The sequence below is a fragment of the Halorientalis sp. genome (genome assembly GCF_028275115.1).
Classification (GTDB): domain Archaea; phylum Halobacteriota; class Halobacteria; order Halobacteriales; family Haloarculaceae; genus Halorientalis.
The window spans coordinates 1-13,257 of record NZ_JAQCNH010000083.1; the positions used below are offsets into that span (position 1 = coordinate 1).

The window sequence follows — 13,257 nt, forward strand, 5'->3', positions numbered from 1 at the left end:
CGGACATCTACACCAAGACCAGCCTCATGCTCGGCGTCGGCGAGTACGACCACGAGATCTACCAGACCCTGCGGGACCTCAAGACGGTGGGCGTCGACGTGGTGACGCTGGGCCAGTACCTCCAGCCCTCCCGCTCGCACCTGGAAGTCTCAGAGTACGTCCACCCCGACGCCTTCGACACCTGGCAACGGGTCGCCGAGGAGGAACTGGACTTTCTGTACTGCGCGTCGGGCCCGATGGTTCGGTCGTCCTACCGCGCGGGCGAGTTGTTCGTCGAGGCCGTGCTGGACGGTGCGGACCCGGCCGCAGCGCGCGAGCGGGCGCGGGCGGGAGACTGAGCGGCGGCTGCCCGCCAGACGAAACAGCGCCGGACTGACAGCGCTCTACCGTCGTGACTCGGACCAGGCGTCCGTTCCCGCACCCACCCACGCTGGTCGTCCTGTGACCGGGTCCTCGTCCCGTCGGGAGCGACCGACAACTCTCACGCCGCGCTCCACGAGAGCGCCCGCGTCCCTGCGACACGGGACTCTGACGAACGGGAGGACGCGGCCGGTGTAAACAGCATTTTTATCTGACCGGACCCCTTCTCAACGCTGTCGACATATGACTGACTCGACAGTACTAGTGACGGGCGCCAGCAGAGGTATTGGGGCTGCCGTGGCGGAGACGTTTGGTTCCGCTGGGTGGCGTGTCGTCCTCTGCTCTCGGTCCCGGTCCGAACTCGAAGACGTGGCCGCCGCCGTTTCCGACGCCGGGGGAACACCCGTCGTGAAACCGCTCGATGTCACAGACGCCGACGAGTTCTACGTGTCACTTCTGGAAGCAGTGGACTCGGCACTCGACGTCGTGATACCTGCCGCGGCGACCACGACCGGCCCACCGGGACAGCAACCGCTCGACGAGGAAACGCACGAAGGTCTCAGGGCAGTCATGGACACCAACGTCTACGGCGTGTTCGCGGTGATACGCGAATCGTTGCAGTTCATGCCCGAAGACGGGCGCGTCCTCGTCCCCTCGGGGTCCGTGGCGCGGGAACCGGTCGAGGGGATGGGTGCCTACGGCGTCTCCAAAGCGGCAGTGGAGGGAGTTGCACGCAGTTTCGCAGCCGACGCCAAACAAACCGTAGGAATCGTCGACCCTGGCCTGGTCGCGACGGAACTCACCGACCAACAGGGGCGAGACCCCCAGGAGGTCGCAGAGCTCTTTCGATGGGCCGGGACGGAGTGTGCTGCTCCCGAGCTCAACGGCGCGGTGGTCGGCCTGAAAAAGTGGAAACAGGCGACACGCTAGCGTCGACAAACCGGGTACGATTCCTGTCTATGGACTCCGAGCGAAACCGGACAGAAACAATCAAATTCGAGACGCGGTGACCTCGGACCATCTCTTCGCAGAACCCTCACCCGCCGACGCCCCCGAGAGCAACGAGCCAGGGGTCGTATGATAGAGGTAAATAACACGGCTAGTGACGCGCTCCGCTATCCAGTTGTTGTTCAATCTGAGGCTGGTGTCAAAGATCACCGACTGCAGTAGTCCCCCGTGCTGTCTCGATTCAGCTCGTGCTTTTTATTTACAACTGGACTATCGGACTGGATCGCGGTGAATTTCTCAAATACGCGCGGATATCCGACCTCAAGCGACTGAAAAAATCCGAACACGACTTACTGTGGAAGCCATCTATATTTGATCGTGAATGAGCTGTGACCGGTGGAACGTCGCCGGAAACACATACTATACCGGTTCTCAGTTTGGCTGTCAGTCATAGCCGCTTCGTTCGCTGTCGTGACGTAGCCGCTTTAGATGCTGGGCGCGTGGCTGCTGATCGCACGGAATGTTTATGTGATGACACGATTGCCAGGTACCGGCCTGCAACGACGTGTCCGAGGAGAGTTCAGGCGCTCTCTGTTCGATTTCTCTACGTTTATCGTTATTACAGACTAGCGAATATTTTTTATACTAGGTGGTAGTTAACATTCATCATGGCAACTAGCCAGAGTTCCAGCCAGATAGAACCATACCTCATGACGATCCTGTCGAAGAAGTTTGAGTCAGCCACTCGAGACATGACCCAGTCACTATTGAAATCGGCCCGGTCAGGAGTCGTCAACGTCGCGCGGGACTTTTCTTCTGCAATATCACTGTTCGACGGTCGACAATTCATGGTCCGGGAGGGGCTCCCGGTCCATACCGGGAACATCGGTCTGACTCCGGAGCACACAGTGGATCTTCACGACGACATCTCACCGGGTGATTGTTTCCTCACGAACTCACCTTATTATGGTAACAGTCATCACGCAGATTACACTCTTCACGTTCCCGTCTTCTACGACGGAGAACCACTCTTCTGGTCGATCAACCGAGCGCACCAGGCAGATATAGGGGCCTCAATTCCATCGACATACCTCGCCCACGCTGAGGATGTGTATCAGGAAGCGATGCACTTCCCGTCGGTGCGCATCCAAGAGGACTACGAGTCGAAAGACGACATTGTGCGGATGCTGAAATTGAATATCCGCCGTGGAGAAGACCAGTGGTACGGGGACTACTTGGCACAGGTGTCTGCAGTCCGGACGGGTGAGGAGAAAGTTCAGGAGATCTGTGAGGAGTATGGGGTTGATGTAATCAAGAACTTCATCGACGCCTGGCTGAACTACGGTGAAGAGATGATGGCAGCCGAAATTAGCAAGTTGCCCGAGGACGACATCTCGTATACATCTTATCACGACCCTGTACCAGATGTTACTGAGGATCGAATACCGGTCAACGTCACTGTCCGTATCGACCCGAACGAGCCGAATATCGTCGTCGATTTGACCGACAATATTGATAATCTGCCATTCGGGCTCAACCTCTGTGAGGCAACTGCGAAAGCCGCGGCGCTCGCAGGTATCTTTAATAATATAGACTCGAATATTCCGATCAACGAAGGTAGTCTAAGTTGCATTGACTTCCAGTTGGCTGACGGCTGCATCGTCGGGAATCCTGAGTTTCCTGTCGGGACCGCTGCTGCGACGACGAACATCGCGGATGTCCTTCTCAACGCCGTCCAGGCGGCATTCGGTCAACTCGGTGAACCGTGGGGAATCGCGGAGGGGAACCCATCGCAAAACCCCTGTCTACCGGTTATTTCTGGGACTGACTTTAGACACGACGATGAACAGTACGTCAATCAAATGTTCCACATCGGCGGTGGTGGACCCGGCTTGGCGGGACACGATGGCTGGCTTACGTACGCTGTTCCTAACGCCGGTGGCGCTCTCTACCGTGACAGCATTGAGATTGACGAGCAAAAATTTCCGATCTACATCAAGCGTCAAGAACTCATCGCGGACACAGGCGGCGCCGGCAAGTGGCGTGGCGCACCTGCGACGGAAGTCGAGTACGGCCCACGGGAGGACACGATGGAAGTCGCCTACTTTGGAAATGCTAAAGAGAATCCACCAAAAGGTATCCTCGGTGGGAAACCGGGCGCACCAAGCAAAGCGACGAAAATCACCGAGGATGGGGCGACGGAGGATCTCCCTATTTTGACGATGGACGTGATACCGATTGAGCCCAATGAGACGATTGTGGGCCGCTGGGCAGGCGGTGGCGGCTACGGAAATCCGTACGAGCGCGACCCAGACCGTGTCAGAAAAGACGTGAAAGAAGGCGTCGTGTCGATCGAGCAGGCCGCACAGGACTACGGTGTCGTCGTTGAGGAGACAGGAAACGGGCTTGAAATCGATCAAGAAGCGACTGCGAACCGGCGCGGCAAGACGGAGGCCGAACAATGAGTTATCAGATGGCTTGTGATATCGGTGGAACGTTTACTGACCTCTATGTCGTACAGAAAAACGGTGATGGAGACTCGTTCAAATCGCCAACGACGCCGGACCAGTTACTCAACGGCCTGTTCAATACGTTCGAGAAAGCGGCAGCGAGTTACGGGATGTCGTCTGAAGAGTTACTGAAGAATACGAACAGACTCGTTCATGGAACGACTATCGCGACAAACGCGATTGTCGAAGACAAAACGTCGAAGACCGCACTAATATGTACGGATGGGTTCCGAGAAACCCTCCTCCTCCGCGAAGGCGGAAAGAACAATCCGTACGATTGGTCCGTCGACTACCCAGACCCGTACGTTCCCCGCTCGCTAACTTTCGGTGTCGACGAACGTGTCAATTCTGAAGGTAATGTCGTCGACTCTCTCGACGAAAACGACGTGATCGATGCCATCGGTGAGATCAAATCCCAGGACGTCGAAGCCGTCGCGGTCTCTCTCCTCTGGGGGCACGTCAACCCCATTCACGAACGCCGTATCGCGGAATTGTTCGAAGAGCACGCCCCGGGGATCCACTGCTCACTCAGTCACGAAATCAACCCGATTATCAGGGAATACCGACGAACCTCAACGACGGCTATCAACGCGTCGGTGTACAACCTCCTCAATGATTACCTGTCGACTCTTGGTAGCAGACTCAATGAAGCCGGGTTCAGCGGCGAACCGCTGTTGATCACTGCGAACGGGGGGACGATTCAATTAGACGAAGCAGTGAGACGCCCAGTGTGGCTTGTTGACGCTGGACCGACCATGCTACCGGTGGCTGGGACAGAGATTGTAAACGCCGAAATTGACGAAACCGATGTCATATCTCTCGATATGGGTGGGACGAGTCTGGATATGAACGTCGCGACCGAAGGCATCATTCCCCGCACACGGGAAGCGGAAGTCGGAGACGACATCCTCGGTATCGAAAAAGTAGACGTCCGCAGCATCGGTTCGGGCGGTGGGAGCATCGCGTGGGTTGACGAAGGTGGACTGCTCCACATCGGTCCGGAGAGTGCTGGCGCGGACCCTGGCCCCGTCTGCTACCGGCGTGGCGGCGAACGACCGACTGTCACAGATGCAGCTCTCGTGCTCGGATATCTCGATCAGGAGTACTTCTTGGGAGGAGATATGACCCTTGACTACGAGGGCGCGGTGGCAGCGATCGAAGAGCATGTGGCCGACGAGCTTGATATCGATCCTATCGACGCCGCCCGGTCGATATACGCCACGACAGTACAGGATATAGCGAACGGAATCCAAGGCGTGACCATTGAGCAGGGTATCGACCCGCGAAACTATGTGATTTCAGGTGGTGGCGGTGCGCTCGGGACATTTGCTGTCCCAATCGCACGGCAACTGCAGATTGACCAGGTGCTGTTGCCCCGAGACGCAGGCGTTGCCACGTCCATCGGAGGTCTCATTTCGGACATCAGTCGGGACTTCTCAATGAGCGAGTTCACGACACAGTCCGATTTCGACTTCGAAAGCGTCAATGAGACGCTCTCGTCGCTCGAACAGAAGGCCGAAGACTTCTTCGACCGGATTGATGCCGACAACGATAATCGCGACCTGTCTTTCTATGCTGAGGCTCGATATCCCCAGCAGGTCTGGGAACTCCAGATTCAGCTGCCCGAGTCTCGTATCGACAGGAACCAACTTGAGGTGCTTACCGAACGGTTCGACGAGAGGCATCAGGACGTCTATGGGTTTAGCACCAGCGAGGACATCGAGTTCCTCTACTGGCGTGTCGAGGCCACTAGTCGTCCAGACATTGCGGTGGAAGACATAATTAGTGGGTCTTCGAGCAGTAATGAAGAGCCGACGGAGACTGTAGCAGAGCGAGAGGCCTATTTCGATGGAGCGAGGGTACAGTCACCGGTGTATCGTTCCGCCGAACTCACCAGCAGCGATTCAATCTCCGGACCAGCGTTCGTCGATGGGTCCAATACGACGATCGTGCTACCGCCAAAAAGTGCCCTCACTATCACCGAATTTGGGAACTACCTCATCGAGGTGTAGCGGGCGACGGTGAACTGGCACATCGGCCAGAAACGATGACCGTGGTCTAAAACTGACGACGGAACGTACCTGCTGGCTTGGCCCGCTGGGTTAGGTCTGAATGCTCTTTGTGCCTGTTGGGGCTCCCTGCAATACACGCCGGCGGTGACGGGTAATTGAGCTATATTTAGCTGCTCTATCGATATCAAATCTATATGGCCAAAATCTTTATGAGTAATGTGAACTATTGCCATGATTGTAGCAATCAAACTATCGGACCACATGACAGTAGAACACAATGACGAAATCAGATAACACTCCGAACAGGCGCACCGTTCTCAGGTTAGCAGGCTCAGGTTTCGCGGCAACATCGCTTGCTGGCTGTCTCAGCGGTGGTGGCAACGACAGCGACTCCGTATATATTGGTGCAACCCTCCCGACAAGTGGTCCATTCGGTGCAGTCGGACAAAATATCAAGCAGGCGATGGAGCTCGGGGTGAAGCATGCCAATCAAAACGGAGATGCGGCCGGTAGAGACGTTGAGATTACATTCAAAGACACACAGACGGACCCACAGCGGGGCTCACAGATCGCTCAGAGTCTCATTCAGAATGAGAACGTCGACATGCTCGCCGGGAGTTTCTCGAACTCAGTGGCGCTGAGTATCACCGAGATCGCGGCCCGTAATGACCTCATTTATGTGAACCTCGGCGGTGGGAACACAACCACGGGTGAGGAATGCCGCCCGAACATGTTTGTCAGCGCGACGAACGCGGTACAACAATCAAGCGGTAGTCTGGGATACGTCCTGTCCGAAGGCCTGGGAGACTCGGTTTATGCTATCTCTTCGGACTACTCATGGGGGCAGGATCACAAAACGTGGGACGAGTCCGTGCTAGCACCAGAGAACGATGCGGAATTCGTCGGGAACAGTTGGACAGAGGTGGGACAGGGGGACTTCTCACAACCCATCACGGATGCACAACAATCTGGAGCCGACGTCATCGTTTTCAATCAGGCAGCGGGCGACCACATCCAGAGTGCGCAACAGGCGAACGAGTTCGGACTCTTCGAGAACCACGTTTGCGTCTGGCCGGCGACCGGAATCACGGAAGCCGGACAAATCGGACAGGACGTAATCAGCAAGGACAACTTTTACGCTGGCGCAGTGTGGTATTGGGAACGAGAAACTCCCGCAGCAACTGAGTTCACAGAGGCCTACCGGAGCGAGTACGACGAACTCCCATATGGGTTCTCAGCGTGTATGTACGCCGGGACTCGTACAGCCCTGCGGGCAGTTGGCAACGCAGAAACCGTTGAGATGGACCCCGTTCGCAAAGAACTCGAAGGAATGGAACTGTTCCCACAACTGTGGGGCACCGGTGAGCGGTTCCGGGCGTGTGACCACGCCGCAACAGTCCCAACGTTGACAGTGACTGGCCGAGACCCGTCCGAAGTCGACGGTCAGAACCACTTCGAAGTCGTGAATGCGCCTCAGAACGTCGAGGAGACGCAGATGAGAGACTGTTCCGAGACCGGATGTGAACTTTGAACCGAATCTCGACACCCCCGCCGACCGCAGTACTGTCGGTCAGTCGTTAGAGCCGATTGCTGTGTTGTTGCATCGTCACTGATCGGCCCCGGCTCATTCCGGTTTATTATTCTCTGTCGAATTATCAAACCCCACTGTACAAAGCTGGCACCCACCTGACCGACGGTCCTGTGGTACCCGTTCACGCGGCCGCCACGAACACTGCCCCCTCACTCTCGTTTCTCACACGGGTTATCCGGAGCCTGTGACAGGTTACCGGGAGCAGGAGACGTGGCACCGCGGTTGCTTTCCCCACTAATTCTTATTAGCTGGCGCGCAGTAGACACTGGCATGTCTCTCAGTATACCGTCGTTCACGCACGATTTCGAGCCGGGTGGGATCCACTTCGGCCGTGGCTGCATCGACCACATCGACGAGACGCTCTCCGAGCAGGGTCTGAACGATGCGCTCGTGGTTTGTGGCAGCACCGTCGGGTCGAACAAGGCGTTGATAGACCCGGTCGTGGCGGGCCTCGGTCGGAACGCGGCTGGCATATTCGACGAGACGACGCCGGCGAAGACGCTGTCGACGGTGTTCGATGGCATCGAGCGGTTGCGGGCGACCGAGGCTGACGCTATCGTCGCGGTCGGTGGCGGGAGCAGCATCGACGTAGCCCGGGGAATCAGCGCGCTGGCGAACGCGAACTACACGTACGAGGACGCACACGCAGCAGTCGCCGAGACGGGTGAACTGGCGTTGCCGGACGACGACGACGCGTACGTTCCGGTGACGGTCGTTCCGACGACGCTGGCGGGGGCGGATCTCTCGGTCGCCGCTGGACTCGTCGCGGAAACCGACGACGGGCCGACCGAAGCCATTCCCATCGACACCCGACTGATGCCGACCGACCTGTTCTACGACCCGGACCTGTTCGAGACGACGCCGATGGACGTCCTCGCTGGCTCGGCCATCAACGGATTCGACAAGGGTATCGAGGCGGTTTACTCCCGGTTCGCGAATCCCGTAACGGACGCGACGGCGGTTCGCGGACTGGCCTACCTCCGCTCTTCGCTTCCACGTCTCCGTTCGGCCGACGACCCATCGGTCGTGTCGCGGGCCGTGATGGGGACCCTCCTCGTGCAACACGGGGTATCGATGCCAACGTCGTACAAAATAAACATCGTCCACGCGTTCGGACACGCACTCCGTAACCAGTTCGGCATCCAACAGGGTGTCGCTCACGGCGTAATCGTCCCCCACGCGCTCCGACTCATCTTCGCGGAGGGCGGCGGCCGTCCCGACGTGCTGGCGGAGGGACTCCTCACCGGCGAGGAGACGACGAGCGACACGGAGGACGCGGTGGTCGAAGCCGTCGAAACCGTCCGGGACGGACTCGGACTCCCCTCCCGGCTCCGGGACGTCGACGGCACGAGCAGAGACGGCCTTCGCGCGGCCGCCGAGCACACGGCCGAAGACGGATTTCTCGACCTCGGGCCAGAGGCGTTCGAACCGTCGGTCGACGACATCGAACGCACTCTCGAAGACGCCTGGTGACACCGACCCTCTCGACGACAGCGCGAACGGGACCGCTCTCCGTTAGCGGAGACGCCGTGTGAGGAGGCACGTGCCCACTGCGTTCCGAAACGACGGCACAGGAGAAACACATATTATCCTCTCCAGCAACGGTAGTGTATGCCGTATCGCAAAGTCGAGGTCGACGACCTGCCAGACGTACCGAGTCCGGCGAGAGAAAAAACCGAGATCGACGAGGCGGTCGGCGCGACAACGTTCGGTTGCAACCTCTACGTGCTGGACCCCGGTGAGCCAGCGTCGTTCGGGTACCACAAGCACCCAGAGCACGAGGAACTGTTCTACGTCCTGGACGGGACCCTGGAGTTCGAGACCGAGGACGGCGTGTGGACCGTCGGGGCGAACGAGGCCTTCTTCGTGCCCCCGAATCACGCACAACAGGGGCAGGCCATCGGGGACGATCCCGCCCGCCTGCTCGCCATCGGCGCACCGAAGGTCGACGACCGTCCGGTGTTTGTCGAAACGTGCTCCGAGTGTGGCGAAACCGGCGACAGAGAGATCGAACAGCGCGACGGAACGTTCACACTCTGCTGTGCGAACTGTGGTGCGGAGACGGGCCGGTTCGAGACCACGTAGGACGGCGCCGGGCCGGTGGCGACGACGCCGGCGATACCGAAGTGCGGAATCCGACGCGTGGGCGTCTCGGCCGACGAGCGGAACCGGCCCTCGGCCCCGAAGTTTGCCACAGCAGGTAGTTGCTCTTTTGCACGAGGCGAGTAGTGGATAGCCTACGGACACCGTCACAGACTGTCCTCTATATGTGCTAATTGATATACACCGAGCGGTTCACGCGACCGGAATCGTCCAACAAAAGGGAAAAGTCAGTTAGGATATAAGTGTTCGCATTCCCTGGCTTACATATCCACTTTTTGTTCTCGCAGTTATCTCAACGACTGCGACGCGTCCACTGGTGTGTAATTGCCCATTAGTAACGCCGTCCTCTTCGATTGCTTCTGCTATCTGGTCTTCCAATTTGATTTGGGGGATATCGGATGCACTCTCGTAGACTTCTATACTGTTTATAGCTGACATTTCTCCCTCAATTGTAATAGTGTCACCAGATAACAGCGCGTTTGCAGTGCCACCGAGGCCAATCGAGAGAACAGTCCAGTCGTTAAATGTATTTATTAGTCGATTTGCACTCTCCCGTTGTTCAACCAACCGAGGGGTCGTTCCCTGTTTGGTATCGACGGCAATACGAACGCCGTCGTATGAGTAATTCTCCTGACTGTTCATCACGAGGGTGCCCCCGTCGACAGCGGCGCGACGCTCCGACGAGTTACTACCATAGACGGAGAAGCCATTATTTGAGTTCTCTTTCCGGAAGTTATTTTCCGATAACGAGTTTATCAAACGCTGCTCGGAGACGTCTAGTTGAACGATATTGGCGTTAGGGTAGCCGAGAAACCCAGACATTGACTCGAACGGTAGATCAATTGGAGTGATAAGTTGCGGTAGCCCTTCGCTGAGAAACTCGTAAACCGAGGGTTTGATCTGAGATTTGTTCTCTTGGATTGAATTCGAACGAATGCCGGTTACACGATAACTACTCTCATACCCGAGCGTTTCTCGAGTCGGTAACCAGTCTTGATATTCAATCTGACCGGTCTGTGTTGTTGAATTAGCGGTAGACTCCATCGAGTCGGAGCTCTCCTCAGGCGTGGACTCCTCTGAACCTGACTCTCCCTGCGTCGTAGACTCGGTCGAACCGGAGCCTCCATCACTTGACCCGTTCCTACCACTCGAGCATCCAGCGAGTGCGACCGTTGTTCCGATGCCAACAGTCCGGAGAACCCGCCGCCGAGAGACTGCCGAATCGTCTGTCACAACTATTACAATGATATGCAGGCACGGCTGAAAATGGCTGTGGACGAGTCTCGGTGCTGTCGTGTTACGGTGACAAGAGCAGGCGAGAACTACAGTTATCCGGTCTGTTTCAGGCTCACGCATCTCTCAAAAACGGCGAAACTCCGGCGGCAGGGTTTCACTCTCGTGGTGCCGAAATCGCAGGACGGCACACAATTTACTGAAGTAGGTCCCGAGTCGGTGAGGCTCGGAAATAATATGCAGTCCTCAATTTCCGCAAAAACCCTGCCACAGGCTCTCAGTTCAGCCGCCGTTTGTAAGTCCGGACCTACGATGCGGCGATTTCCTCCCGGTTGACACTTCCATTATTAGCCGGCTTTCGCGCTCTCACATTGGCGTTGTGGCACGTACACCTCACCTGATGTGTAGCCTCAGAAGTACTGCAGGACTGTGTTTTCTGACTGCATCCAGTGAATTGAAACCAGCGGCTTTCCTCGGCGAAGGCTGACCGCTTGTTCTCATTTAGAAGCACGTGGATAGAGGAGTGGTCCTGCGGACGTGTTGTATATGATATTTTACTGCCGGAACGTTCCGAAACCCCCGTGCTTCCCCGACAGATGCGCGGCGATACCGGCAGGAAACGACACCGGCGGGACATCATATATACGTCAAGCGTCGTAGCATCCGCGAGAGCGCGACGTTCCCGACGTCTTATACGTCGAAAAACGCGGTCCAGTTTCTGACGTACTCGCTCGCCGACGAACTCGGACCGGAAGGGATTCGCGTCAACGCGATCCACCCGGGAGTCATCGATACGGCGATGACGAACGAAACCGTCCTCGTCGCGACCGAACGGAGCGCGGAGAACACGCCGCTTCACCGACTCGGCGAACGAAGACGTCGCCGGCGCAGCCGTGTACTGTCCATCCGACGACCTCGCAGGCTAACTGGACGGCGAGTTTCCCGTCGTCGACGGCGGTCAGTCCAACACCTAACCGCGCCGTCGGATACCGGTGAGTAGGCGGGCGAACGAACTGCAAGTCGCCTCGCGACCTCGGAACCGGTGTCGCTACACCCGCATCAGGAGGGTCGCGGTGGGCGACCAGTTCGGGTCGTGCAGGTGCTGGTCGTGGCCAGCACGGCGATGAGTGCGACAGTTGGACCCTACGGATTTAGCATGCTTTCGTGACCGGCACGTGCCGAGTTCGTACCGACGAGACCCTCGACCGAACGTGGGGGGTGTAGTGGTCGCTCACTGCCGCTACCTTCTCTCGGTAGGTCGACAGCGTGCCGACGACCGTCCGCGCGCCTCGAACTGGCACCGTCGCTCACCGGTCAGGGGAACGAGGCTCGAATAGCCAGTAGAAATAGTTACTCACAAACCCGTCGAAACCCGTCCCGGCTGTCGCCGGCGGTTCGTCGCAGGAGTTGAGCAGTCAGTCGCCGAGTCCCTCCCGTATCTACTGTCGGCGCTTTTCGGCAGGGTTGGGCCCCCACCCGGTATCAAGAACCCGACGCGACTGGACCCGCTACCTGGATGCAGAGCCGCGAGGGCCGACCGTCACCCGTTCCCCGTCCTCCGTCCTCCGTCCGGCGTCCCGTCGGGTATCGATTCGTGTCGGCCGGGGCGCCCGATGGGTGGCCGCGTCGTGCAGGGAAAATCGGACGAGGGGCGGCTCAGAGGATGCCGATCCGCCGGCTCGGTCGGTGTAGACTACTCCGGTTCCCACCTGCCGCCGTTTTTTTCGCCCCGGCCGCGGGAGTCGCCTCCATCGTCGCCGTCCTCTTCGGCCGCCCTCGGGCGTGGCTTACGATAGATCAATCCCGCTTCTCTGAGCAATCGCCGACAGCTCGGGAGTGAGTACTCGACGTCGTACGTCTCCTCCAGGTACCGCTGAACGAGCGCCGGCGTCCAGGCCTGAGCGTCGAAACCGGCCTGCCACGGGGCCTCGTGGACTGCCGACTCGAACGCGTCTCGCTGCGATGGCGAGAGCTTTCGATTCCGCCCGGGCCGACGGGCATCGGTCACGGCCTCTTCGAGCGGTTCGTCGGTGTCGAGTCGCTTGAGCCAGTTGTAGATCGTCCGACGCTGGACGCCGTACCACTCTGCCAACTCCGTCTGCGAGATCCCGTTCTGGTACGCGATTGCCGCCAGCAACCGCTGCGTCGGCTTCGCTTCCTCGACGTTGTCGAGAGCATTCTGCAACTCCCCGACTGAGATTTCGTCGAGATGGTCCATCGACTACTACTAACGTTTACGAGTAAAAATTTCTAACGGTTTTGTGATTCTCGCGGGGCAGGTGGACTCACGAGCCTCGCTCTCCGGACCGCCTCGCACTCGTTCGACCCCAGCCTCGAACCCACCTCCGGGAACCGAGGTGGGACTGTGGATACCGCGACCGAGAGCGCCGCGAACCCGAACGGAGTCGCCCACGGAACGCGAGCGACCGGCCGTTCTCGCTGCTCGTACACTGGTAGCCGTCCACCCCGCGGTCGTGGACCGGGTCCCCGATGCTTTTCT

At 58.3% G+C, this 13,257-nt stretch carries 8 protein-coding genes and 2 pseudogenes; 8 read left to right on the top strand and 2 right to left on the bottom strand.

All coding sequences use genetic code 11. The features are described from left to right. The 7 genes and pseudogenes from Q0964_RS11105 to Q0964_RS11135 all read left to right on the top strand — a co-directional run. Positions 1-338: pseudogene (locus Q0964_RS11105) on the top strand (lipoyl synthase); the annotation flags it as partial. A gap of 265 nt (positions 339-603) precedes the next feature. Then, positions 604-1,290, top strand: a complete 687-nt coding sequence (locus tag Q0964_RS11110) for an SDR family NAD(P)-dependent oxidoreductase (protein WP_299267343.1) — start codon at positions 604-606, stop codon at positions 1,288-1,290. Between the two features lie 686 nt (positions 1,291-1,976). Continuing rightward, on the top strand, positions 1,977-3,773 hold the full coding sequence (locus Q0964_RS11115; protein ID WP_299267346.1) for a hydantoinase B/oxoprolinase family protein: 1,797 nt from the start codon (positions 1,977-1,979) through the stop codon (positions 3,771-3,773). Then, complete coding sequence (locus Q0964_RS11120) at positions 3,770-5,830, top strand: hydantoinase/oxoprolinase family protein (protein ID WP_299267349.1); 2,061 nt, start codon at positions 3,770-3,772, stop codon at positions 5,828-5,830. Before Q0964_RS11115 ends, Q0964_RS11120 begins: the two co-directional genes overlap by 4 nt. A gap of 277 nt (positions 5,831-6,107) precedes the next feature. Next, positions 6,108-7,361, top strand: coding sequence for an ABC transporter substrate-binding protein (locus tag Q0964_RS11125; RefSeq protein WP_299267352.1), 1,254 nt, complete (start codon positions 6,108-6,110; stop codon positions 7,359-7,361). A 330-nt stretch (positions 7,362-7,691) separates the two neighbouring features. Further along, entirely contained in the window at positions 7,692-8,894 is a 1,203-nt protein-coding gene (locus Q0964_RS11130; RefSeq protein ID WP_299267354.1) for an iron-containing alcohol dehydrogenase family protein, read from the top strand. A gap of 138 nt (positions 8,895-9,032) precedes the next feature. Next, entirely contained in the window at positions 9,033-9,506 is a 474-nt protein-coding gene (locus tag Q0964_RS11135; RefSeq protein WP_299267356.1) for a cupin domain-containing protein, read from the top strand. 249 nt (positions 9,507-9,755) lie between these two features. Here Q0964_RS11135 and Q0964_RS11140 read toward each other — a convergent pair whose 3' ends face one another. Beyond that, the gene (locus Q0964_RS11140) at positions 9,756-10,346 is read right to left on the bottom strand and encodes a hypothetical protein (protein ID WP_299267359.1); all 591 of its coding nucleotides are present in this window, start codon (positions 10,344-10,346) and stop codon (positions 9,756-9,758) included. Positions 10,347-11,418: 1,072 nt separating this feature from the next. Between Q0964_RS11140 and Q0964_RS18480 the strand changes: the two genes are divergently transcribed. Beyond that, the gene (locus Q0964_RS18480; protein WP_414652153.1) at positions 11,419-11,757 is read left to right on the top strand and encodes an SDR family oxidoreductase; all 339 of its coding nucleotides are present in this window, start codon (positions 11,419-11,421) and stop codon (positions 11,755-11,757) included. Positions 11,758-12,301: 544 nt separating this feature from the next. Here Q0964_RS18480 and Q0964_RS11145 read toward each other — a convergent pair. Beyond that, positions 12,302-12,975, bottom strand: a pseudogene (locus tag Q0964_RS11145) (winged helix-turn-helix domain-containing protein); the annotation flags it as partial. Positions 12,976-13,257: the final 282 nt, after the last annotated feature.

Bases quoted from the DNA above. Each gene is read 5' to 3' on its own strand.
- Q0964_RS11115 (WP_299267346.1), top strand. From the start codon at position 1,977: ATGGCAACTAGCCAGAGTTCCAGCCAGATAGAACCATACCTCATGACG.
- Q0964_RS11110 (WP_299267343.1), top strand. From the start codon at position 604: ATGACTGACTCGACAGTACTAGTGACGGGCGCCAGCAGAGGTATTGGG.
- Q0964_RS11125 (WP_299267352.1), top strand. From the start codon at position 6,108: ATGACGAAATCAGATAACACTCCGAACAGGCGCACCGTTCTCAGGTTA.
- Q0964_RS11135 (WP_299267356.1), top strand. From the start codon at position 9,033: ATGCCGTATCGCAAAGTCGAGGTCGACGACCTGCCAGACGTACCGAGT.
- Q0964_RS11120 (WP_299267349.1), top strand. From the start codon at position 3,770: ATGAGTTATCAGATGGCTTGTGATATCGGTGGAACGTTTACTGACCTC.
- Q0964_RS11140 (WP_299267359.1), bottom strand. From the start codon at position 10,346: ATGTCTGGGTTTCTCGGCTACCCTAACGCCAATATCGTTCAACTAGAC.
- Q0964_RS11130 (WP_299267354.1), top strand. From the start codon at position 7,692: ATGTCTCTCAGTATACCGTCGTTCACGCACGATTTCGAGCCGGGTGGG.